This window comes from Paenirhizobium daejeonense (genome assembly GCF_014280875.1).
Classification (GTDB): domain Bacteria; phylum Pseudomonadota; class Alphaproteobacteria; order Rhizobiales; family Rhizobiaceae; genus Allorhizobium; species Allorhizobium daejeonense.
Genome location: NZ_JACLAL010000006.1, coordinates 337,390 through 361,885, shown reverse-complemented (window position 1 = coordinate 361,885; position 24,496 = coordinate 337,390). Strand labels below are relative to the sequence as shown.

Here is a 24,496-nt window from a genome sequence, read left to right as displayed (position 1 = left end):
GCCGCAGATCCATTATCAGGCAGCTTCGGCGGCCAGCTTCTTGGCCTTCTCGATGGCTTCGTCCATGGATCCGACCATGTAGAAGGCAGCTTCCGGCAGATGGTCGTATTCGCCGTTGACGAGACCCTTGAAGCCCTTGATCGTGTCTTCGAGAGCAACGAGCTTGCCCGGCGAACCGGTGAAGACTTCAGCAACGAAGAACGGCTGGGACAGGAAGCGCTCGATCTTGCGGGCGCGGGCAACGGCCAGACGGTCGTCTTCAGACAGTTCGTCCATACCAAGGATGGCGATGATGTCCTGCAGGGCCTTGTAGCGCTGGAGCGTCGACTGAACCTTACGAGCCACTTCGTAATGCTCTTCGCCGACGATCATCGGGTCAAGCATGCGCGAGGTGGAGTCGAGCGGGTCAACGGCCGGGTAGATACCCTTTTCCGCGATCGAGCGCGACAGAACGGTCGTTGCGTCCAAGTGGGCGAACGAGGTTGCCGGAGCGGGGTCGGTCAAGTCGTCGGCGGGAACGTAAATGGCCTGAACCGAGGTGATCGAGCCCTTGGTCGTGGTCGTGATGCGTTCCTGCATGGCACCCATGTCGGTTGCCAGCGTCGGTTGATAACCCACGGCCGAAGGAATACGGCCGAGCAGAGCCGACACTTCGGAGCCTGCCTGAGTGAAGCGGAAGATGTTGTCGACGAAGAAGAGAACGTCCTGACCTTCGTCACGGAACTGTTCAGCGATCGTCAGACCGGTCAGAGCGACGCGAGCGCGGGCACCCGGCGGTTCGTTCATCTGGCCGTAAACGAGCGCAGCCTTGGAGCCTTCGCCACCGCCATGCTTGTTAACGCCGGACTCGATCATTTCGTGATAGAGGTCGTTGCCTTCGCGAGTACGCTCGCCAACACCGGCGAATACCGAGTAGCCGCCGTGTGCCTTAGCGACGTTGTTGATCAGTTCCATGATCAGAACGGTCTTGCCGACGCCTGCGCCGCCGAACAGGCCGATCTTGCCGCCCTTTGCGTAAGGAGCGAGAAGGTCGACGACCTTGATGCCGGTGACGAGGATCTGGGCTTCCGTGGACTGCTCGACGTAAGCCGGAGCTTCCTGGTGGATGGCGCGACGGACGCCCGTGTCCAGCGGACCGGCTTCGTCAACTGGCTCGCCGATGACGTTCATGATGCGGCCAAGGGTTTCCTTGCCGACCGGAACCGAGATCGGAGCACCGGTGTCGGTGACCAGCTGGCCGCGAACGAGGCCTTCGGACGAGTCCATGGCGATCGTGCGGACCTGGTTTTCGCCGAGGTGCTGCGCAACTTCCAGAACCAGTCGGTTGCCCTGGTTTTCGGTTTCCAGCGCGTTCAGAATCGCGGGCAGCTCGCCGTCGAAAGCGACGTCAACAACAGCGCCGATGACCTGGGTAACCCGGCCGACAGAGCCGGTTGCGGACTTCGCCGCAGTAGATTTCGGGGTAGCTGCCTTAGCCATGTTTCTTACCCTCTTTCCTTAACCTCAGAGCGCTTCCGCGCCCGAAATGATTTCAATGAGTTCCTTGGTGATCTGCGCCTGACGCTGACGGTTGTAAGACAGCGTCAGCTTGTTGATCATCTCACCTGCATTGCGCGTCGCATTGTCCATGGCGCTCATCTTGGCGCCCATTTCACCGGCGACGTTTTCGAGCAGAGCCCTGAAAACCTGAACCGAGATGTTGCGCGGAATGAGATCCGTCAGGATCGCGCCTGCATCCGGCTCGTATTCGTAGACCGCGGTAGCGCCTTCCGAAGCCGCTGCTTCGCCGGCAGAAGCCGGGATCAGCTGCTGCGCGGTCGGAACCTGGCTGATGACCGACTTGAACTCCGAATAGAACAGAGTGCAGACGTCGAACTCACCTTTCTCGAACATGGCGATGATCTTGCGACCAATCGCATCCGCGTTCTCGAAACCGATCTTCTTGACTTCACGCAGGTCCGTGCGCTCGACAATCAGACTGCCGAACTCGCGACGAAGGCTGTCATATCCCTTCTTGCCGACGCAGAAGATCTTGACGGTCTTGCCGGCCGCCAGAAGCTTGCGGGCATGATCACGGGCAAAGCGCGCGATCTGGGAATTGAAGCCACCGCAAAGGCCGCGTTCCGCCGTGCAGACGACGAGCAGATGCACATCGTCCCTGCCGGTACCCGTCATCAGCTTCGGCGCGCCATCGTCACCACCCACCGCCTGGGCGATATTGGCAAGGACGGCGCTCATCCGCTGCGAGTAAGGCCGGGCGGCCTCGGCCGCCTCCTGCGCACGACGCAGCTTCGCCGCGGCGACCATTTTCATCGCCTTGGTGATCTTCTGCGTCGCCTTGACGGAGGCGATCCGGTTTTTCAGATCCTTAAGTGAAGGCATCCGTTATCCGTCCTTGGCTTGAGCCCCGTTTACGCGAAAGACTTGGCGAAAGCGTCAAGAGCAGCCTTGAGCTTGCCCTTGGTGTCGTCGCTGATGGCCTTTTCCGCACGGATGGTGTCGAGGATAGCCTTGCCTTCCGACCGGAGGTAGGAGAGCAGACCCTGTTCGAACTTGCCGACCTGAGCGACCGCGATCTTGTCGAGGTAACCGTTCACACCGGCAAAGATCACTGCAACCTGTTCTTCCGTCTTGAGCGGGGAGAACTGCGGCTGCTTCAGAAGTTCGGTCAAACGTGCACCACGATTCAGCAGGCGCTGGGTGGAGGCGTCCAGGTCCGAACCGAACTGGGCGAAGGCGGCCATTTCGCGATACTGGGCGAGTTCGCCCTTGATCGAGCCGGCAACCTGCTTCATCGCCTTGATCTGGGCCGACGAACCAACGCGGGAAACCGAGAGACCGACGTTAACGGCCGGACGGATACCCTGGTAGAACAGGTCGGTTTCAAGGAAGATCTGGCCGTCAGTGATCGAGATCACGTTGGTCGGAATGAACGCCGAAACGTCGTTACCCTGGGTTTCGATAACCGGTAGAGCGGTCAGCGAGCCGGCGCCACGCTCGTCGGAGAGCTTTGCAGCGCGCTCGAGCAGACGGGAGTGCAGGTAGAAAACGTCGCCAGGATAAGCTTCGCGGCCCGGAGGACGACGCAGCAGCAGCGACATCTGACGGTAGGCAACAGCCTGCTTGGAAAGGTCGTCGTAACCGATCAGGGCGTGCTGGCCGTTGTCGCGGAAAAATTCGCCCATGGCGCAACCAGCGAACGGTGCGAGGTACTGCATCGGAGCCGGATCAGATGCGGTCGCAGCAACGACGATCGAGTACTTCAGAGCGCCACGCTCTTCGAGAACCTTCACGAACTGGGCAACGGTCGAACGCTTCTGGCCGATAGCGACGTAGACGCAGAACAGCTTGTCGCCGTCAGGACCATTGTCGTGAATGGCCTTCTGGTTCAGAATCGTGTCGAGAATGATGGCGGTCTTGCCGGTCTGGCGGTCGCCGATGACCAGCTCGCGCTGGCCGCGGCCAACCGGGATCAGGGCGTCGATGGCCTTGAGGCCAGTCGACATCGGCTCATGAACCGACTTGCGCGGAATGATGCCGGGAGCCTTGACGTCGACACGAGCGCGACGGGTAGCGTTGATCGGGCCCTTGCCGTCGATCGGATTGCCGAGAGCGTCAACGACGCGGCCAAGCAGTTCCGGACCAACCGGCACGTCAACAATGGCGCCGGTCCGCTTGACGGTGTCGCCTTCCTTGATGTCGCGGTCGGAACCGAAAATAACGACACCGACGTTGTCGGCTTCGAGGTTCAGCGCCATGCCGCGGATGCCGCCGGGGAACTCAACCATTTCGCCGGCCTGAACATTGTCGAGACCGTAAACGCGGGCGATACCGTCACCAACGGAGAGAACCTGGCCGACCTCCGAGACTTCCGCCTCTTTGCCGAAATTTTTGATTTGATCTTTCAGAATTGCGGAAATTTCCGCGGCGCGGATATCCATCAGCCAACCTCTTTCAGTGCAAGCTTAAGGGTGGAAAGTTTGGTGCGAAGGGACGTGTCGATCTGGCGCGAGCCGACCTTGACGATCAGACCACCGAGAATGGATGGATCGATCGAGACGTTGACCGAGACATCCTTGCCGGTGACGCCCTTCAGCGCCGCCTTCAATTCGTTTTCCTGTTCGGAAGTAAGTGCGTGGGCAGATGTCACCTCTGCGGTGACTTCACCGCGATGACGGGCTGCGATCTGCCGGAAAGCGGCGATCATGCCCGATACGGCGAAAAGACGCCGGTTTCCTGCAACCACCTTGAGGAAGTTTGCGACGAGACCGCCGATACCGGCCTTTGCGCAGAGTGCTTCAACGGCCTTGGACTGGTCCTCGGCGGAAAACACCGGAGAAAGCACCAGTCGCTTCAGGTCGTCACTTTCATCGATCATCGCCTGGAAACGGTTGAGATCGACGGCGACCGCATCAACGGAACCGGCTTCGAGAGCAAGCTCGAAAAGCGAGGATGCATAGCGCTCCGCCACGCCTGAAATGACTTGGGATGTGTCTGCCACGGGCAAAATATTCCCTGATTTTCATCCAGAATCTGCCCGCCCCCTGGAGGCGATGCGCATAACCCTGAAATCGTTACGTTTTCCCCCGAAAACACAAGAATAGTCCGCTTGCGTTTTCCGAATTTCGCGGTCCGTCTAGCATAGGAACTCTGGACTCGCAACACGCGTATTAACGGAATGAGTCTTTAGGACAAGACCTTGGCAGCAATTTTCCGGGAAACTGCGTCAAATTGCCAAAAGGCAGCTTCGCCGGAACGCCCCGCGCGCTCACACAAGACCAAAGACGAAAATGATCGGCAAGGCCGCCAGAATAACTTCCACAACCAAGAGTAGAAAATTCAGGAGCGTCGCGCCTCTGTCCGACATGATCGAGAGGATACGCCCGAATGCCGCAAGAACGATCGCAAAGCCGAGAGCGAGATAGACCATCGGCTGGGCAACGAGAAGAGCGGTCCCCGCAAATCCCGCAATCAGGCCGCCAGCAGAACGGACGGCGCCATAGCCTTCCGGCCGACCTTCCCGCGGCTGGACGCCGAAAAGCCTCATGGCGACACCCGGTGCGAACATCACGAAAGCACCGATCAGAACCGTGGCCGCGGCCGCTCCGAAGGCCAGCTGCTCGCCAAACTCCGTTGGAAGGTAGAACTCCATCAGTCATCCCCGTCTTCTAAAATCACAGTCCGGCGAGGCTTATCGCACAAACGAGTGGATCGCGGTATCTCCCGGAAATGCCAGTTGGATCGGATTTCGGTGGATTACAGGAAGCTTTGAGGGTCGACATCGACCTGGACCTGGATCGAGCGACGTTCCTTCGGCCCGTTGGCGAGCATTGTCCGCACGAAACCCTGCATATCGCTGTTGCGACGGCCATGAACGAGCAGACGGAAGCGATGGCGACCCCGGATCAGCGCCAGAGGCGCCTCCGCCGGCCCGAGAACGGCCACTCCGGACTCCGAGGGGGCTGCCTGCCTGAGCTGCCGTGCGTGGGTCTCGGCATCGATACGGTTGTCAGCCGAAATGATGATCGATACCAGCCGGCCGAAGGGCGGCAGGCCGGCGCGCTCACGTTCGAGGATTTCGCGATCGTAGAAGGCCTCGGCGTCACCCGAGACGATCGCCTGCATTACCGGATGCATTGGCTGGAAGGTCTGGAGCAGGCCGTGGCTCTTGCGTCCCGTTCGCCCGGCACGGCCCGTCACCTGCGAAAGGAGCTGAAAGGTACGCTCTGCCGCCCGCGGGTCGCCATTGGCAAGCCCGATATCGGCGTCCACGATACCGACAAGCGTCATCAGCGGGAAGTTATGCCCCTTCGCAACGAGCTGGGTGCCGATAACAATGTCCGCCTCGCCATTGGCAATGGCCTCCAGTTCGAGACGTAGTCGCTTCACGCCGCCGAGGTCGGAGGAAAGCACCAGTGTCCGGGCATCGGGGAAGTGCTTCTCGACTTCCTCCGCGATGCGCTCGACGCCGGGTCCGCAGGCGACCAGATGATCGAGCGTACCACATTCCGGGCAGGCCTGCGGCGTCGGCTCGGCATAGCCGCATTGATGGCACTGGATTTGCCCGCGAAACCGGTGCTCCACCAGCCAGCTAGAACATTGCGGGCACTGGAAGCGATGGCCGCAGACACGGCAAAGCGTCAAAGGCGCGTAGCCACGCCGGTTGAGGAAGAGCAGCGCCTGCTCCTGGCGTTCAACCGTCTTGCCGACGGCCTTGAGCAAAAGCGGCGAGATGAAGCCCCCGCGCTCCGGTGGATGACGCCGCATGTCGATGAGATGCAGATCCGGTAGTGCCGCGCCGGCGAAACGCGTCGGCAGATGAATACGCCGGTAGCGCCCGTTCTGGCTGTTGACCTGGCTTTCGACCGAAGGTGTGGCCGACACCAGAACGACCGGGAACCCGGATATCCGGGCACGCACCACAGCCATGTCACGGGCGTTATAGAATACCCGATCCTCCTGCTTGAAAGCGGGATCGTGTTCTTCGTCGACGATGATGAGGCCGAGATCCTCGAAGGGCAGGAAGAGAGCGGAGCGCGCACCGGCCACCACGCGGATATCGCCGGTCGCGCATTGCCGCCAGACCTTTTCGCGGGTCTTCGTCGCCAGATCCGAATGCCATTCCCCCGGTTTCGCGCCAAAGCGGTCCTGAAAGCGTTCGAGGAAATTGGCCGTCAGCGCGATTTCCGGCAGGAGGATCAGGACCTGCTTTCCCTGTCGCAAGGTCTCCGCAATTGCCTCGAAATAGACCTCGGTCTTGCCGGATCCCGTCACGCCGTCGATCAGGGCAACGGAAAAGCCTCCGGCGCGAACACCTTCAAGGATTTCATCGGCCGCGTCCTTCTGCGGACCGGCAAGCCGGGATTCGGCAAATTCGGGATCGGGTCTGGCCACCAGCGGCGGCGGTGGCAGGAACACGGTCTCGAATACGCCCTGCTTCACCAGTCCGTCGATCACGCTCGTGGAAACCCCCGATGCATGAGCGAGCCCGCTCTTCGTCCAGGAAAGACCGTCCGCCGCGAGATCGAGAACCTTGCGCCGCGCGGGCGTCAGTTTCTCCGGCTCGATACCGGAAAAACGAAAACCTTCCACCATCGGCTCTGGATCGAACGCGGCCGGCGCCCGAAGCGCCATGCGCGCTACATAACCCGGAGGCGACAAAGTATAGGACGCTACCCAGTCGAGAAAGGTGCGCATATTCCGGTCAAGCGGCGGACAATCGAACACCTTGGTGATGGCGCGCAGCTTCTTCGGATCGACGGAACCGGCATCCGGCCCGTCCCATACGACGCCGATGACCTGACGCGGCCCGAGCGGCACCTGCACGATCGAACCCGGCTCGACCGCCATGCCTTCCGGCACGGCATAGCTGTAGGCCGTCGGCGCCGGCATCGGCACCAGAACGGGCACGACGCGAGGGCGCGGCGGCGAACCGAACAGTCCGGGCGAATCGTCTCTCATGGGGCGCCAACTTGCATGCAAGGATCGGGAAAGGAAACCGTAAATACTCAGCGGAAACGTCAACGGCCCGCGGAAACCGCGAGCCGCAATATCTGATGCCGTGAGGCGGAAGGGAAACCGGCCAGGTTATCCCCGTGCCACGTAGCGCCGGGCCGGCGTCGCCATCTCGGCCCCCATCTGGCGGAGCTGCAAAACGCCATCACGTGTACCCTCTGCGAGCCGGAACTGTCCGATCAGGTCGCGAAGTCGCTGAGATTCGATGGCCAGCGTCGCACTGGCGGCATTGGCCTCCTCGACCATGGCCGCATTCTTCTGGGTCACCTGGTCCATCTGGTTGACGGCGGTATTGACCTCCGAAAGCCCCACCGACTGCTCGCGGGCGGAGGTCGCAATCGCGTCCATGTGCTGGTTGACGGTGACGATATAGGCTTCGATCGTCTTCAGCGCCTCGCCGGTGTCCTTGACGAGCTTCACCCCGTTTTCCACCTCCGCGCTGGAATTGCGGATGAGATCCTTGATCTCCTTGGCGGCTTGGGCCGAACGCTGGGCAAGCTCGCGGACTTCCTGTGCAACGACCGCAAATCCCTTGCCGGCTTCCCCGGCACGCGCGGCTTCGACCCCGGCATTCAGCGCCAGAAGGTTGGTCTGGAAGGCAATCTCGTCGATCACGCCGATGATGCTGGCGATCTGGTTGGAAGACTGCTCGATGCGCTGCATGGCATTGACGGCGTCGGCCACGACGATGCCGGAATGGTTCGCGCTGGTGTTGGCCTGGACCGCGACGCTTCGCGCCTCTTCGGCCCGTCGCGAGGAATTCGTCACATTGACGGTGATTTCGTCGAGTGCGGCGGCAGTCTCTTCCAGCGAGGCGGCCTGCTGCTCCGTGCGCTTGGAAAGATCGTCCGCGCTCTGGCTAATCTCCTGCGTGCCGGTATCGATGGAGCGTGACGCGGCAGCGACCGCGGCCATGGCACGACCGAGCTGGGTGACGGCTGCGTTGAAGTCGCTTCTCAGGCTCTCGAACTCGGCGGCAAAAGGATCGGCGAGATGGAAGGAAAGGTTGCCGGCGGCAAGCTGCCTCAGGCCATCCGCCAGCCCGGCGGTCGCCTGGGTCATGGCCTCGGTGCGCGCTCGTTCAATGTCCATGCTGCGGCGACGCTCGCGTTCCGTCGTCTCCTGCGTTGCCGCAGCCTCTTGCTCGAGGCGGCGATTGGCGATCGCATTGTTGCGGAAAACCTCCACTGCCGCGGCCATGGCCCCGATCTCGTCAGACAGACCGATGCCCGGGATATTACAGTCCGTGTCGCCATCCGCCAGTTGGCGCATGCTGGCGGTCATATTGCGAATGGGGCCGGCAATGCTGCGCGCGACAAGCCACATGGCCGCGATGCCGCCCAGCGCGATGACTGCGGCCACGGTGACCTGCAGGACACCGTCACTGGCGCTGCGATCCGTGAGATCCTGGTCGAGCTTCGTCGCCTCGGCCATCGCAACCGCACGCGGAACATCGATCATCACCGACCAAGGCGTCTTGGTCCGGCCAATGACAATCGGAGAAAACGCCTTGAACGCTTCGTTGCTGGCCAGGACCTCCTCCTTGCCGGACTGGATGAGCGACAGATATTGCGACAGGGCGCTGTTCCCCTGATCGAACGGCTGGCCAATGCTCTCAGGCTTCTCGCTGGAAGCCACCACCAGCCCCTTGTAACTGACGATCGATACGGACGCCTTGCCCCCGTAGATCGAGGCTTTCACCTGCTCGGCGAGCTTCTGCACGAAGGAAAGATCGAAATCGGCACCGGCAACGCCGGCAAACTTGCCATCTACGGTGAGCGGCACCGACATGGTGGCAAGATAGACGCTCTTGCCTTGTACGATGTAGGGCAGTGGATCGAGAATGCTCTCGCCATGCCCCGTTTGCGGGCCGATATACCAGCCACCCTTCATCACACCGTTCGGGTGAAGCTCGGAGCTATCATATTCGACCAGCGGCTGAATTGCGATCTTGCCCGCGGCATCCCGGGTCCAGTACGGCAGGAAGCGGCCCGTTGCATCCGATCCCATATCGCGACGGTCGCGAAACTCGGCATCAGCACCATCGAGCGCATTCGGCTCCCATGCGCTGTAGGTACCGTTGAAACGTGGATTGTCCTTGAGCACATTTAGAAGAAGCGCATTGAGCTGGGTGCGACGGGTTTCAGGCGGAGTGGTGGCATCGCCGCCGGCCAGCATCTCGAAGCTCCGCGCCATGACTCGAGCCGCATCGAAAGCGCCATCCAGCGAAGAGCGAATGACACCCGCTTGCGTCGATGCGAGTGTCTGAAGACTTTCCTTGGTCTTCACATCCGTGAGGCTCGTCACCTGCGTTGCGACAAACTCCCGCGTACTGCTCGCTGAAATAATTCCGTAACCCACCAACCCCGCAGTGGCCGCAAGCACGCAGACACCTGATAGGGTTGCAATCTTTGACTGTATCGACTTGAAGCGCATTCCGTGACCCCCCTGAGCGCGCATGAATCCGGGAGCAGGCACCAAAGCCTTTCACTCCCCCGCAACAGTCATCAAATTGGGGAGGGCGTGGTTAACGAAGGCCAACCAGACGGGCGCATCGAAAATATCTCTAATTAAGTAAATTCGAAAACTGTAGCGGTTTCGCGACACCCTGCCACCATCGGAAAAATCATCTGAAACGATACAACTCTGCATCGCATCACGACCAGCGGCGCAGCTCCGGATCAGGCATCTGCCCAGAGGCTGACCGTCACCCCATATCGCTCGAAAACCGTGTCCTGCGGGGAGCGTCAGCGCTATCCGATTGAGAGCGAAACGGAACCTCGGTCTATAGTGCGCGGCGCTTCCACCCCGCAGGTTCCATGCCGCTGCGGAAAAGCGTGCTCCGGATCCCGACCGCAGACAACGTCCGGGATCCGCTTATCAGATCAAAACCGGTGTTCCAGCTTCAGGGAAAAGCTGCGGCCTGGCTCGACCAATGGGTTGTACATGCTTCTCGCCGAAGCGACACTGACCGTAGTAGACGGGCTGACATATTCGGTGTCGAAGATGTTCTCGATACCGAAGGTGAGTGTCGTTCCCTTGTAGTTTTCCGAGATCATCTTCTCGAGATCGAACCGCCCGTAGAGGTTGGCGACGATATAGCCGTCCGTGGGGTATTCGCTCGACGTGATATGGTGCTTGTCGCCTGCCCACTCGGCATTGGCGATCAGCGAGTAGCCGGAATCCGGCGGTGAATACTGCAGGCCGATGCTGCCGGTCACGGGAGCAATGTAAGGCAGCGTCTCGTTGGTATCGACATCAGTGGCATGCAGCGTGCTGATCTTGCCGAAGATGTTGATCGAATCCGTCGCCTGCCAGCGCATCTCCGCCTCAACGCCGGTTATCTCGGCGTTACCCACGTTCTGTCGCTGGTTCACCCGCGTTCCCTCGTAGAGCACGTTCTGCGCCGTGACGATCAGGTTACGGTAACGGTTGTAGAAGCCCGTGACCTGAATACCGACATCCCCGTTGCGCCAGGCGGCGCCGAGCTCGTAGGAAACGCCCTCTTCCGGCTTCAGCCCCGGATTGGGGATCGTCAGTGTAGCACCGTTAGTGAAAGCAAACATCTCGGAGTTTTGCGGCTCGCGATAGGATGTCCCGATATTGCCGATAATGTCGAACTCCGGCGTCAGCCGGTAGAGGAAGCCCGCACCACCTGTCAGGGCGGAGTTCGTGCTGTCATTATTGTCCTCGAAGTACGGCAGGAGCGCCGACGGCAACGGCGAAAGATCGCTCGTCGTGCGGTACCAGTCGTATCGCCCGCCAAGCGATATGGTCAGCGGATCGACCGGCGTCCACTCGTTCAGCATGAAGGCGCCGATATTCGCCTGGGTCGTGTCCGGGCTGGATTTCGTGCGCGCCGTGGACGTCGTGCTCGTCACGGCACCCGTTGACGGATTGTAATTGGTCACGACGGAAGAGCTCTCGCCACCGGAACGGGATTCATGCATCCAGTCCAGCCCGACCGTGGTCTTGCCTGTGCCCCACTCGCCCTGCTCCCAGGGAATGGAGCCCTTGACGTTACCGCCGATCACGGTCGGGTCGACGACATAGTTGCGGGTCGCGGTATTGCGCGTCAGCTGTCCGGCGCTGTTGAAGGTGTTCGCCTGTACCTCCAGTTCGGTGTAGAACTTGTCGACATAGGCGCTGGCCTCGATGTGATCGAACAGGCCATCGGTAAAGTCGCCGGAATAGTTCACCCGGCCCATGTGGACCTGGAGAGGGTCTTCTCGAGCGGCACGATAAGGTGCGCCCGGCACGCCGCCGACACCACCCGCGCGGCCGCTTTCGACATACTGGTCGCGATAGACGAATTCCAGCCTCTGCCCTTCGACGGGCGTGTAACCAACGACCACACTGCCGCCGAGAGCCTTGTAATCGCTGTTTTCAACCGTACCGGCGTGCGACTCGTAATCGCTGGAACGACGGCCGGTCAGCGTGCCGGTGATGTCGAAGTCATGACCGACGATGGTCAGGTCCTGGGACCCGACAAGCCCGTTACCGTTGCTGTTATAGGAAACGGAGCTGCCGCCGCCGGCAATACGCCAGTCGCCCGAGGTATCATAGTCCGGCTGGCGCGTAATGACGTTCACCACGCCCGTCAATGCGTCGCTGCCATAGAGGAGCGAGGCAGGGCCGCGAATGACTTCGACCCGCTCGATCTCTTCCGGGGCGATCAGCATGTATTGCAGCGTGTTGCGGCCGCGGAAACGGTTGCCGTCGATATAGAAGCTCGACCGCCAGTCATTCGAGTTGAAACCGCGCAGATAGATCTGGCCGCCGAGGCCGCCATTGCGCGAGATGGTGACACCCGGCACATCTGCGAGGATGTCGACCGTGCTTTTCGGGGTCGTGGTATCGATCCACGATCTCTCGACGACAGACACGGTCTGCGATGCCTGATGAGCCGATTCCGGCTCGGCAAACGTCGCGCCCATGGGTTCCGTCGCGCTCGGACGTCCGGTCTTCTTGCCCGTCACCGTGATTGGCGCGAGAACGGTCGACGAGTTGCTGGAGGCAGTATCGTCTTCCGTGGAACTATCCTGAGCCGAGGCCGCGTAAAGCGGCAGCTGGGCATAACTTGCCGAGACGAGCAGAACCAGCACCAGTGCGCGGTGCGGTTTTCTGAACTTATAAAGCATTTCCACACATTCCTTGGGAGATTGGACAGTCTAGTTGTCCAGCTTCCCAAGCATGAAACGGCTGCTCCACGACGTGTGGCCAGTGTGAAGAAAAAAACAACATTAGCATTTTAAAAAATATAATGACCCCGATGCCCCTTGAACATGACCGTTAATGTCATGTTTACGGTTTGCCAACCCACATTGAATTGAAAAAACCCACCAAACGCCCGTTTGACACCTTCAGGTTGTTTCAAAGCACAGGAAATCGAAACTCTTTACGCGCAAGCCAACGAATCCGCGTTGCGGGAACGAAAACCCGTTCGCGTTCCTCTCTGCGAGATCTAAATCCTCAGAGGCGGAAGGTCGCGTTGCCGTCCATGGCGAGCGCATGAACGGTATGATACTCGAGAGCGGCGGTGACGTCGTTGAGGTCGCCGTCGAGCCGTTCAGGAGAGATCAGTTCGCCGATGGTTAAGTCGAAACGATCGCCCTTCTTGTTCAGAAGTTCGTGGAAAACCGTCATGTCCCTGAGCTCGGTCGACCATTTGGCAAACCAGTAGAACAGGCCGGAATTGCGGGCCGTCATATGCACCGGCAGGATCGGCAGATCGTATTTGCGGGCAAGCCCGACGGCCGAGGTTTTCCATGGCCGCTCGTTCAGCCGTCCATTCGCCCAATAGGCGATGCGGCCGGACGGGAAAAGCACGGTTGCCTTCTGCTCCTCGATCGCCCGGTTGGTCAGCTTGAGGGTCTCGCGCGCCTTGAGCTTGCTCTTGTGTTCCTCGCGCCACTCGACGGGAATGATGACCTCGGCAAAACGTGGATTAACCCTGATGGCATCGCGGTTGGCGAAGAACATCATGTCCGGACGCCGGCGTTTCAGGAGGTCGAACACCGCGACACCATCGGCAATGCCCGTCGGATGGTTACTGACCATGATGAAGCCACCCTTTTCGGGTATCCGCTCACCGTTCACGACATTGATATCGAGGCGCAGGATGTTGCTGAGATATTCGAAGGCCTGGAAACCCGGCATGTTGGCAATATCGTCGGCGAACTCGACCGCCTTCGCGTAACGCAGCAGGGTATAGAGAAAAGGCCGCATGACGGGCCACAGCGGATGGTACACGATCTTCTGGCCGCGCTCGGCAATCAACGTGTCGACGATGTGCCCCGGCTGGCCATGTGAGACCAGAGCAACCGCTTCGGCGAATTGCCCGAACATCGTCATCGAATCACGGCGCGCCATAGAAAACCCCGACTGTACCGATCAGCCTCTAGAGCAGTTCCAGCAAAGGTGTGCAGCGGCTTTGCGTCCGGAATTGCGTAAAAACAAAAAGATAGAGCATTGAGGCGATTCCGCTTTCGCCGAAAATGCTCTATCGCAGCCCAATGTGATCGAAGCATGACACCGGATGCGGCATTTTAGGCATTCCCTAACATCTGGAAGGCATGTTGGCTTAGCCGATTCTCAAAGTAAAGGGAGCGCCGATGAACGACCTGCTCACCTTCGCCGACTCCGACCTTCTTGCCGAGCGCGCCGGATGGCTGCAGGCTCTTGCCGGTGAAAGACGGCTTTCGGAAAACACGCTGGAAGCCTACGAACGCGACACCCGACAGTTCCTCACCTTCCTCACCGGACACATCGGCGGGCCCGCCGCCATTCGCGATATCAGGGAATTGCGCCCCGCGGACCTGCGCGCCTTTCTCGCGTTCCGCCGCAAGCAGGGGTCCGGTCCGCGTTCGCTCGGACGCCATCTCGCAGGCCTTCGATCCTTCCTCCGCCATCTGGAAAAGAGAGGGCTGGTCAATGCGGCCGGCGCCGGCGCCATCCGCTCGCCGAAACAGCCGAAATCACTGCCCAAGCCCCTGTCAGGCAGCCAGGCGCTCACCATCGTCAGTAATGAAGCACAGATGCATGAGGAGCCCTGGATCGCCGCCCGCGATGCGGCAGTGCTGACCCTCCTCTACGGCTGCGGCCTGCGTATTTCCGAAGCACTGGACCTTACACCCGCGGACTTCGGGAACAAGACCACCGCACTCAGGATCACCGGCAAAGGCAACAAAACCCGGCTCGTCCCTCTTCTCCCAGCCGTCGCGGAGGCCGTTGCGACCTATATCAAGCTCTGCCCCTATCATCTGGAGGAGGCCGAACCGCTCTTTCGCGGCGCGCGCGGCGGCAAGCTGCAACCGGCGATCATCCAGCGGGAAATGCAACGGCTGCGCTCCGCGCTGGGCCTGCCGGATTCGGCGACGCCGCATGCGCTGCGCCACTCCTTCGCGACCCACCTTCTCGGCGGTGGCGGAGATCTTCGCACCATCCAGGAACTGCTCGGCCATACGAGCCTCTCGACCACCCAGGTCTATACCGGCGTCGATGCCGCGCGCCTGCTGGATGTCTACGACCGGGCTCACCCCCGCGCCTCATCGCCCGCCGTTAACCAAGACCGTTAAGGGAAATGGAGGGTGCCGGCACTAGAACAGGCAAGTCCCCGCCTTCCGGCGACCCGACACTAACGGACAGATCATGATCGCGCATTCCATCGACCGCATCCGCAACCGATTGTCGCTCCTTGCGCTGGGAGACGCCGTGCTCTGGCTTGCCGCGGCCTTCCATATCGCGCTGCTCGCAGCCTTTGCGCTGGTACTGATGACATTGAAGCCGGCGCATGCGGAGGAAAGCGGAACCTGCAGTGGCAATGATCTCTTGGCTGCCCTGGCAAAGGACGAGCCGGCGACCTATGCCAAGCTTCGTGCCGAAGCGGACGCGATCCCGAACGGCAAGGGCATTTTCTGGAAGATCGAGAAACCGGGGCTTGCACCGTCCTGGCTTCTCGGCACCATGCATGTTACCGATCCGCGTGTACTGACGATGCCGGAACCGGCGCGGAAAGCCGCCGCCGAGGCCGCGACCATCGTCATTGAATCGGACGAAATCCTCGACGAGAAGAAGGCCGCCGCCGCGATGCTCATGCATCCGGAACTCACCATGTTCACCGACGGCAAGACGATCCGCGACAAGCTGAGCCCGGAACAGGCCATGCGTCTTGAGAAAGGGTTGAAGGAACGCGGACTGGCGCTTGCCGCCGTCCAGCGGATGCAGCCCTGGATCATCTCAAGCTTCGTTGCCCTGCCCGCCTGCGAGATGGCGCGCAAGGCGAAGGGCGCCTCCTTCCTCGACAAGCACATTGCGGAAGACGCGGTGAAGGCCGGCAAGAACATCGTCGGGCTGGAGACACTGGCCGAACAGTTGCAGGCCATGGCAGATCTTCCGACGGAATTCCACCTTCAGGCCCTGATCGAAACGCTGGAGCTTGGCGACAGGATGAACGATGTCATCGAGACCATGACGACTCTCTATCTGTCCGGCGATATCGGCATGACCATGCCCATGCTCCAGATCGTTTCACCCGCGCAGACTGGGAAAGAAAAGAGCAGCTACGCGGACTTTGAACAGCGCATCGTGACCGATCGCAACCACGTCATGGCGGAGCGCGCAGCCCCCGTGCTTGCCAAGGGCGGCGCCTTCGTCGCAGTCGGCGCCCTTCACCTGCCGGGCGAAGAAGGCCTCGTCGAACTTTTGAAGAAGCAGGGCTTCACGCTGACGCCCGCTGGCGGCTGATTCACTCAATCCCGAGCAAGCTGCCCAAGCGTCGACCTGACGATCACCCTGTGAAACGGCGTGACCACGGCGATATAGAGCCGCCCGAAGGCATTGTGGCGCTTCACAAGCGTCGTCACAGCAACCTTGCTGTTATCCGCACCCTTTGCCTCAACATCGACCACGATCCGGAAATCGAGATGGCTGTCGTTGAAGCCGAGCACGACCTGGCCCTCCCGCTCGGAGACGACCGGAAAACCGGCGACCGAAGTGGTCTCGGCAACCCCGAGATCTGCCGCCTTCAACCCGAACAGCGAGACGATGCGATTGCGCAGGGCCATCAGTCCCCGGATCCAGCCGGGAGGCCGGCCAAGCATCCGCTTGCTAACCTCCAGTGCCGTGCCCTGTGGGCCCGCGCCAGAGAAAACATGGCGGTCCGCCCAATCGGCCGCAGGTAATGCCGGATGCGGCAGGCTGACGGGCTCCGGCGCGATACTCACGATAACCATTTCCTCGAGCTGATACGGCCGGACCGGCCGTTGTTTCAGCCTTTGGTCATACGCTGGGCAACTGACGTTTTCCAATAAAACTGATGCACGAGCACTGCGGCAATGTGCACCACGATCAACAGCCACATCAGCAGCTTGAGCGGGCCGCCATGCAGCGAACCGACAGCCTCCACACCGAAGTAATAGGCCGCAGCACCGCTAATAGGCAGGAGGAAGAACAGTAGATAGAACGTACCGTGCGCCGCCTTGGAAGCAAGACGAAGGATCGGAGGCTCCTCAGCCGGCGCATCCGGCGCGCCATGCGTAAGCCGCAGAATGAGACGGATCACCGCAAGACAGAGGACAGCGATGCCGACATAGGCGTGCACGTTGGCCGACGCGATATCATCGGGCGTGACTGCTTCGCCGCGACTCACCAGCCGATTCCAATGCTCCATGCCATCCGTGAAGAGAAGGTTGAAAAAGATCAAAGCGGCCATCAGCCAATGGATGAGCTTTTGCGGAAGAGAATATCCCAGCACAGGGTTCGTAGTCATGGCGCTTGCCTTTTGTCAAAACACGGAAAAATACTACGCGCCATGATAAAAGCCGCGACCTGAATAACAAGTCGCGGCTTCGATTCTTACAAAAATATAATACTTTACCGGATTTGTCCTGTTACCCGGAAAGTTCTCTTACATATGGATTGGCTTGAAGAAAGCGGCGAGCGCTGCTTCCTTGACCGCTTCCGACATTGTCGGATGCGCATGGCAGGTGCGGCCGAGGTCTTCGGCTGAGCCACCGAATTCCATCAGCACTGCGATCTCATGGATCATCTCGCCGGCACCGAACCCGACGATGTGACCGCCGAGAACGCGATCGGTTTCCTTGTCCGAGAGGATCTTGACGAAACCATCGGTCGCCAGCATGGCGCGAGCGCGGCCGTTCGCGGTGAACGGGAACTTGCCAACCTTGTAGGCGACACCTGCAGCCTTGAGTTCCTCCTCGGTCTTGCCGACGGAAGCCACTTCCGGCTGGGTGTAGACGACACCCGGGATGACGTCATAGTTCACATGGCCATGCTGGCCGGCAAGGATCTCGGCGAGTGCCACGCCTTCGTCTTCGGCCTTGTGAGCGAGCATCGGGCCGCGCACGACGTCGCCGATAGCGTAGATGCCGGCGACATTGGTGCAGAAGTGACCGTCGATCTCGACGCGTCCGCGGTTGTCAAGCACCACGCCTGCAGCTTCGAGACCGAGACCTGCCGTGTAGGGCTTGCGGCCAGTGGCAACGAGCACGACGTCGGCTTCCAGAACCTGCGCCTCACCGCCCTTGACCGGCTCGAAGGTGACCTTGGCGCCCTTGCCGGACTTTTCGACACCGGTGACCTTGGCGCCGAGGTTGAATTCGATGCCCTGCTTGGCGAGCATGCGCTGGAACTGCTTGGAAACTTCGCCGTCCATGCCGCCGAGGATGTTGTCGAGATATTCGACGACGGTGACCTTGGCGCCGAGACGCGACCAGACCGAGCCGAGCTCGAGGCCGATGACGCCACCGCCGACGACAACCAGCTTGCCCGGAACCTTGTCGAGCGCGATACCGCCGGTGGAGGATACGATCACCTTCTCGTCGATCTCGACGGCAACGCCCGGAATACCGGCAACGTCGGAGCCGGTGGCGATGACGATATTCTTCGTCTCGAGAACCTGTTCCTCGCCCTTGTCATTGGTGATGGAAACCTTGCCGGCCGAAACGATTTTGCCGGTGCCCTGGAAACCGTCGATCTTGTTCTTCTTGAACAGGAAGGAAACGCCTTCGACGTTGGCCTTCACGACGCTGTCCTTGTGGGCCATCATCTTGCCGAGGTTCAACTTCGGAGCGGCAACCTCGACGCCGAGGGCGTCCATGCCATGGGCGACATGGTTGAACATTTCGGATGCGTGCAGCAGGGCCTTGGACGGAATGCAGCCGACATTGAGGCAAGTGCCACCATAGGTCGCGCGCTTTTCGACGACGGCGACCTTCAGGCCGAGCTGGGCTGCCTTGACTGCACAAACGTAACCGCCGGGGCCGCTACCGATCACCACTACATCATAAGCCATTTTCGTCGTTCCTCTGTGTGTTCCTTTGCCGCCGTTCCGTTATCCGCTTACGGCGCGCATTCCTTGAATGAAAATCCGTCCCACGGCATGGCCTCGACCTTGTCGCCGACGGCAGACATCTTGAAAGCCGCTCCGAACCCGGGAAGAAGCAGCGTCTTCGGGGCTTCCGCACCCTCCGGCGGCAGCAGGTCGACATTGCCCTGCCCATCCACGGCATAGACGATACCCTGCCAGACGGTGCAGGCAGCGAGATCCGCGCCTGTCACATCGCCCTCCGGGCAGTTGTTCATCGCCATGCCCACCGGCCGGGCGATTTCCCCATCATACATCACATGCCCGTCAAGCTTGAGGCCGGCCTTTTCCGACCGAACCTCGAACTTGTGGGAGACCGGCGTGTTTTCACCGCTCCCCGGTCTGAAACGCAACTCAAGGCCCGTCTCACCCTCGGCATAGACGGCACGCTCGATACGGCAGTCATCCGCCACTGCCGGGGCAAAAAGCCCCAGAACGGCAAGCGAAAGCGACGCGACGAGCGACCGCTTCATCTTAGCTCGCCTTCGTCGCCGCAAGCTTCAGGCCGAAAGCGATGAACACCATGCCGGAAGCACGGTTGATCCACTTGCTGGCCCGGGAGAAGGCTGAACGCATGCGCGGCGTCGTCATGAAGAACGACACACCGACGAACCATGCAATGAGGCATGTCGCCATGACCAGACCATATCCGAACTTCACCGTGCCGGGCGTGGATGCGGCGACCAGAGCCGAAAAGATCGACAGGAAGAAGAGAACCGGCTTCGGGTTCAGCGCATTGGCGAGAAAACCGAGGCCGAAGGCCCGCAAAGCACTCTGCCGGGCAGGCTCGGCACCATCGGCAACCGAATCGAGATCGGTCTTTCCGGCGCGCAGCGCCATCACGCCCATATAGATAAGATAGGCGGCACCCGCCCATTTGATGATGCTGAACAGGAGAAGTGACTTCGAGATGATCAGTCCGAGGCCGAGAATGGTGTAGGTGACATGGAACATCAGTGATGTGCCGATGCCGAAACTCGTGAGGATTGCCTCACGCCGCCCGTGCACCATCGCCTGGCGCATGACCATTGCCGTATCCGCGCCGGGGGAAACGATGGCGAAGGAAAATACCGCCATCAGCGAAGCGAGTTCCAGAAGATAGGCGTGCATGATGCCTCCAAGCCGGTGATGCCGCTCATGCGGATGCGTTCACCGGAAAACAGGATCAGCGAGAGACCGAAAGCCGGTCTCCCGCCAGAATGATCAGAGATCGAGAACCAGACGTTCCGGATCTTCCAGGCTTTCCTTGACGCGGACGAGGAAGGTCACGGCTTCCTTGCCGTCGACGATGCGGTGATCGTAGGAAAGAGCCAGATACATCATCGGACGGATGACGACCTGACCGCCGATGGCGACCGGACGCTCCTGGATCTTGTGCATGCCGAGAATGCCCGACTGCGGTGCGTTCAGGATCGGCGAGGACATCAGCGAACCGTAGACACCTCCATTGGTGATGGTGAAGGTGCCGCCCTGCATGTCGGCCATCGACAGCGCGCCATCGCGGGCGGCCTTGGCGAGACGGCCGAGTTCTTTCTCGACGCCGGCAATCGACAACGCGTCGGCATCGCGGATGACCGGAACGACAAGGCCCTTGTCCGTGCCGACCGCCATGCCGACATGGCAGAAGTTCTTGTAGATGATGTCGTTGCCGTCGATCTCGGCGTTGATCGAGGGAATTTCCTTCAGCGCGTGAGTGACGGCCTTGGTGAAGAAGCCCATGAAGCCGAGCTTCACGCCATGCTTCTTCTCGAAGATGTCCTTGTAGCGATTGCGCAGGTCCATCACGGCCGACATGTCCACCTCGTTGTAGGTGGTCAGCATGGCGGCAGTATTCTGCGCGTCCTTCAGACGCTTCGCGATCGTCTGGCGCAGACGGGTCATCTTGACGCGTTCTTCGCGAACGGCGTCATCGGCGCTCGATGCCGGACGGGGAGCGGCAGCCGGAGCCGGAGCGGCGGCAGCCGTAGCACCCTTGGCGATAGCAGCGATCACGTCGCCCTTCAGAACCTGGCCACGCTTGCCGGAACCATCGACCTGATCGGCCGAGAGGTTGTTTTCAGCAAGCATCTTGGCGGCTGCCGGAGCAGCCGGCATCGCCGAGGCGGCCGGAGCAGCGGCAGCAACTGCCGGTGCAGCAGCCGGAGCCGGAGCGGCGGCCGGAGTGGCTGCAGGTGCCGAAGCGGCAGCAGCAGCGCCTTCGGCGATCTGGCCGAGCAGCGCGCCGAGGCCGACGGTTTCGCCATTGGCGGCAACGATCTCGGTCAGCACGCCGGAAGCCGGGGCAGGTACTTCGACGGTCACCTTGTCGGTCTCGAGTTCGACGAGCGGCTCGTCGGCCTTGACGGTGTCGCCAACCTTCTTGAACCAGGTGCCGACCGTCGCTTCGCTGACGGATTCACCCAGGGTGGGAACGCGGATTTCTGTGGCCATGATGTCAATTCCGTTGATCAGAGAACGTTTCTGTCGATTGGGGTCGTTGCGACCGGGAGGCTATCAGCCCCCCAGCGCATCCTCGAGGAAGGCCTCGAGCTGGGCGAGATGCTTCGACATCAGGCCGGTTGCGGGCGATGCCGCGGCCGGACGGCCCGTGTAGCGAACCCGCTGGTACTTGGCGTCGATGTGAGCCAGAACCCACTCGAGATAAGGATCGATGAACGACCATGCGCCCATGTTCTTCGGCTCTTCCTGGCACCAGACCATCTCCGCATTGCGGAAACGGCTGAGCTCGTTGATCAGCGCCTTGGCCGGGAACGGATAGAGCTGTTCGACGCGCAGCAGGTAGATGTCATCGATGCCACGCTTTTCGCGCTCTTCCAGAAGATCGTAGTAGACCTTGCCGGTGCACATGACGACGCGGCGGATTTTGTTGTCCTTCTGCAGCTTGATCGGACCGTCCTTGATGACCTCCGCATCATCCCACAGCAGGCGGTGGAACGAGCTCTCGCCAGCCATTTCGGACAGGCTGGAGACAGCACGCTTGTGGCGGAGCAGGGACTTCGGCGTCATAAGGATGAGCGGCTTGCGGAAGTCGCGCTTCACCTGACGGCGCAGGATGTGGAAGTAGTTCGCCGGCGTGGTGCAGTTGGCGACCTGCATGTTGTCCTCGGCACACATCTGCAGCCAGCGCTCCAGACGGGCGGACGAGTGTTCCGGACCCTGACCTTCATAACCGTGTGGCAGAAGGCAGACGAGACCGGACATACGCAGCCACTTGCGTTCGCCCGACGAGATGAACTGGTCGAAGACGACCTGCGCACCGTTGGCGAAGTCGCCGAACTGGGCTTCCCAGAGGGTCAGTGCGTTGGGACGAGCCAGCGAATAGCCATATTCGAAACCGAGCACTGCCTCTTCCGAAAGCATCGAGTTGATGACTTCGTAGCGAGCCTGGTTCGCAGCGAGGTTGGCGAGCGGGATGTAGCGCTCTTCGGTCTCCTGATCGTAGAGAACCGAATGGCGCTGCGAGAAGGTGCCGCGTTCGCAATCCTGGCCCGACAGGCGGATCTTGTGCCCCTCGACGGCCAGCGAACCGAAGGCAAGCGCCTCGCCCATGGCCCAGTCTAGGCCCTCGCCGGTCTCCACCATCTGGGCGCGATTGTCCATGAAACGCTGGATCGTGCGGTGCGCCTTGAAGCCTTCCGGAATGGTCGACAGCTTACGGCCGATTTCCTTCAGCGACTTCATCGGCACGGCGGTCTTGCCGCGACGCTGCTCGTCGGCGTTGTCGGCAGCGCGAAGGCCCGACCATACGCCATCCAGCCAGTCGGCCTTGTTCGGCTTGTAGGACTGACCGGCCTCGAACTCCTGTTCGAGGTGGGCGCGCCAGTCGGCCTTCATCTTCTCGAATTCGCCTTCGGTGATCAGACCCTCGGCGATCAGGCGGTCAGCATAAAGCTGAACCACGGTCTTGTGGGCGCGGATCGCCTTGTACATCTTCGGCTGGGTGAACGCGGGCTCATCGCCTTCGTTATGGCCGAAGCGGCGGTAGCAGAACATGTCAATGACGACCGGCTTGTGGAACTTCATCCGGTATTCGGTCGCGATCTTGGCGGCATAGACGACCGCTTCCGGATCGTCGCCATTGACGTGGAAGATCGGCGCTTCGATCATCTTGGCGACGTCCGACGGATAAGGCGACGAACGCGAGAATGCCGGATTGGTGGTGAAGCCGATCTGGTTGTTGATGATGAAGTGCATCGTACCGGCAACGCGGTGGCCGCGCAGACCGGAAAGCCCGAGGATTTCGGCAACGACGCCCTGTCCGGCAAAGGCCGCATCGCCGTGCAGAAGCAGTGGCAGCACCTTGGCGCGTTCACGAAGCGGAATGATGTCGCCGTCCCAGACCTTGGCGAGCTGGTCCTGCTTGGCGCGGGCCTTGCCCATGACGACCGGGTTGACGATTTCCAGGTGCGACGGGTTGGCGGTCAAGGACAGGTGAACCTTGTTGCCGTCGAACTCGCGGTCGGAGGAAGCGCCGAGGTGGTACTTCACATCGCCCGAACCTTCGACTTCGTCAGGCTTGAACGAACCGCCCTTGAACTCATGGAACACGGCGCGGTGCGGCTTCGCCATGACATTGGTCAGAACGTTCAGACGACCACGGTGGGCCATACCGAAGACGATCTCCTCGAGTCCTTCCTGGCCACCGCGCTTGATGATCTGCTCAAGCGCCGGGATCAGGGATTCGCCGCCGTCGAGACCGAAGCGCTTGGTGCCCTTGTACTTGACGTCGATGAACTGTTCGAAGCCTTCGGCCTCGATCAGCTTGGAAAGGATGGCCTTCTTGCCGTTCGGTGTGAAGTCCACGCCCTTGTCCGGACCTTCGATACGTTCCTGGATCCAGGACTTTTCATCCGGATTGGACATGTGCATGAACTCGACGCCAATGGTCGAGCAATAGGTCCGCTTCAGGATATCGAGCATCTCCGGGATGGTCGCGTATTCGAGACCAAGGACGTTGTCGATGAAGATCCTGCGGCCGAAATCGGCTTCGCTGAAGCCGTAGGCGACCGGCGAAAGCTCGTTGTAGTCCTCAACCGGGACGGCCAGACCGAGCGGATCGAGATTGGCGTGCAGGTGGCCGCGCATGCGATAGGCGCGGATCATCATGATGGCCCGGACGGAATCGCGGGTCGCCTGCAGCACCTCGGCCTCGCTGGCCGGCTTGCCGGTTGCGGCAGCAGTCGCTTCAGCCTTGGCCTTGACCTTGGTTTCGATGACCTTTTCGATCACGCCCCAGTTGCCGTCGAGGGCCGACACCAGCTCGCCCTGTGCCGGGATCGGCCAGTTCTTGCGCTGCCAGGAGGCGCCCGCAGCAGCCTTTTTCACGTCGGCCGGGTTATCGGCCAGTGCCTTGAAGAAGGCCTGCCATTCGGCCGAAACCGAGGAGGGGTCATCCTCATAGCGCGCATAGAGCTGCTCGATATAGGCAGCATTCGATCCGTCGAGGAAGGACGTGATCAGAAATTGCTCGTTGGCTTCTTGCCTACCCATTGTGTTCTGCGAACGTCTCCGCTCGCCTCCCGACTTTAAGATGATGGCCGGACGCCCGGCCTGCCGCTTTGCATCAACCCGAACGCAAATTGCATTCAGGGACTC

At 60.8% G+C, this 24,496-nt stretch carries 18 protein-coding genes; 2 read left to right on the top strand and 16 right to left on the bottom strand.

Annotation, left to right across the window (positions count from 1 at the left end; translation table 11 throughout):
- Nucleotides 1–15: 15 nt before the first annotated feature.
- The 9 genes from atpD to H4I99_RS16825 all read right to left on the bottom strand — a co-directional run bounded on the left by atpD (nt 16) and on the right by H4I99_RS16825 (nt 13,887).
- Nucleotides 16–1,479: a F0F1 ATP synthase subunit beta gene (gene atpD / locus H4I99_RS16865; protein ID WP_163901979.1), complete on the bottom strand. Its 1,464-nt coding sequence runs from the start codon at nt 1,477–1,479 to the stop codon at nt 16–18.
- A 24-nt stretch (nt 1,480–1,503) separates the two neighbouring features.
- Entirely contained in the window at nt 1,504–2,382 is an 879-nt protein-coding gene (locus H4I99_RS16860) for a F0F1 ATP synthase subunit gamma (RefSeq protein WP_163901980.1), read from the bottom strand.
- 29 nt (nt 2,383–2,411) lie between these two features.
- The gene (gene atpA, locus H4I99_RS16855) at nt 2,412–3,941 is read right to left on the bottom strand and encodes a F0F1 ATP synthase subunit alpha (protein ID WP_163901982.1); all 1,530 of its coding nucleotides are present in this window, start codon (nt 3,939–3,941) and stop codon (nt 2,412–2,414) included.
- Complete coding sequence (locus tag H4I99_RS16850; protein ID WP_281357669.1) at nt 3,941–4,501, bottom strand: F0F1 ATP synthase subunit delta; 561 nt, start codon at nt 4,499–4,501, stop codon at nt 3,941–3,943. Before H4I99_RS16850 ends, atpA begins: the two co-directional genes overlap by 1 nt.
- Before the next feature lie 267 nt (nt 4,502–4,768).
- Complete coding sequence (locus tag H4I99_RS16845) at nt 4,769–5,152, bottom strand: AGROH133_08824 family phage infection protein (RefSeq protein ID WP_163901986.1); 384 nt, start codon at nt 5,150–5,152, stop codon at nt 4,769–4,771.
- 104 nt (nt 5,153–5,256) lie between these two features.
- Nucleotides 5,257–7,461 (bottom strand): primosomal protein N', encoded by a 2,205-nt coding sequence (locus tag H4I99_RS16840; RefSeq protein WP_163901988.1) that lies wholly within the window; start codon nt 7,459–7,461, stop codon nt 5,257–5,259.
- A 126-nt stretch (nt 7,462–7,587) separates the two neighbouring features.
- A complete protein-coding gene (locus tag H4I99_RS16835; protein WP_163901990.1) occupies nt 7,588–9,951 on the bottom strand; it encodes a methyl-accepting chemotaxis protein in 2,364 nt (787 codons plus the stop codon).
- 449 nt (nt 9,952–10,400) lie between these two features.
- Nucleotides 10,401–12,656, bottom strand: a complete 2,256-nt coding sequence (locus H4I99_RS16830) for a TonB-dependent receptor plug domain-containing protein (protein ID WP_163901992.1) — start codon at nt 12,654–12,656, stop codon at nt 10,401–10,403.
- Nucleotides 12,657–12,987: 331 nt separating this feature from the next.
- Nucleotides 12,988–13,887 (bottom strand): lysophospholipid acyltransferase family protein, encoded by a 900-nt coding sequence (locus H4I99_RS16825; RefSeq protein ID WP_163901994.1) that lies wholly within the window; start codon nt 13,885–13,887, stop codon nt 12,988–12,990.
- Nucleotides 13,888–14,129: 242 nt separating this feature from the next.
- Here H4I99_RS16825 and H4I99_RS16820 point away from each other — a divergent pair, with 242 nt between their 5' ends.
- Nucleotides 14,130–15,092: a tyrosine recombinase XerC gene (locus H4I99_RS16820; protein ID WP_163901996.1), complete on the top strand. Its 963-nt coding sequence runs from the start codon at nt 14,130–14,132 to the stop codon at nt 15,090–15,092.
- Between the two features lie 73 nt (nt 15,093–15,165).
- On the top strand, nt 15,166–16,260 hold the full coding sequence (locus tag H4I99_RS16815; protein WP_163901998.1) for a TraB/GumN family protein: 1,095 nt from the start codon (nt 15,166–15,168) through the stop codon (nt 16,258–16,260).
- A 5-nt stretch (nt 16,261–16,265) separates the two neighbouring features.
- Here H4I99_RS16815 and H4I99_RS16810 read toward each other — a convergent pair whose 3' ends face one another.
- From H4I99_RS16810 to H4I99_RS16780, 7 genes are all read right to left on the bottom strand, one after another.
- Nucleotides 16,266–16,748, bottom strand: a complete 483-nt coding sequence (locus tag H4I99_RS16810) for a DUF2867 domain-containing protein (protein WP_163902000.1) — start codon at nt 16,746–16,748, stop codon at nt 16,266–16,268.
- Between the two features lie 35 nt (nt 16,749–16,783).
- A complete protein-coding gene (locus tag H4I99_RS16805) occupies nt 16,784–17,284 on the bottom strand; it encodes a cytochrome b (RefSeq protein ID WP_163902002.1) in 501 nt (166 codons plus the stop codon).
- A gap of 138 nt (nt 17,285–17,422) precedes the next feature.
- Nucleotides 17,423–18,829, bottom strand: a complete 1,407-nt coding sequence (gene lpdA / locus H4I99_RS16800) for a dihydrolipoyl dehydrogenase (RefSeq protein ID WP_163902004.1) — start codon at nt 18,827–18,829, stop codon at nt 17,423–17,425.
- A 47-nt stretch (nt 18,830–18,876) separates the two neighbouring features.
- Nucleotides 18,877–19,374 (bottom strand): hypothetical protein, encoded by a 498-nt coding sequence (locus tag H4I99_RS16795; protein ID WP_163902006.1) that lies wholly within the window; start codon nt 19,372–19,374, stop codon nt 18,877–18,879.
- A 1-nt stretch (nt 19,375) separates the two neighbouring features.
- On the bottom strand, nt 19,376–20,011 hold the full coding sequence (locus tag H4I99_RS16790; RefSeq protein WP_163902008.1) for a LysE family transporter: 636 nt from the start codon (nt 20,009–20,011) through the stop codon (nt 19,376–19,378).
- A 93-nt stretch (nt 20,012–20,104) separates the two neighbouring features.
- Entirely contained in the window at nt 20,105–21,331 is a 1,227-nt protein-coding gene (gene odhB / locus H4I99_RS16785) for a 2-oxoglutarate dehydrogenase complex dihydrolipoyllysine-residue succinyltransferase (RefSeq protein WP_163902009.1), read from the bottom strand.
- Between the two features lie 63 nt (nt 21,332–21,394).
- Nucleotides 21,395–24,391 (bottom strand): 2-oxoglutarate dehydrogenase E1 component, encoded by a 2,997-nt coding sequence (locus tag H4I99_RS16780; RefSeq protein WP_163902011.1) that lies wholly within the window; start codon nt 24,389–24,391, stop codon nt 21,395–21,397.
- Between the last annotated feature and the right edge of the window lie 105 nt (nt 24,392–24,496).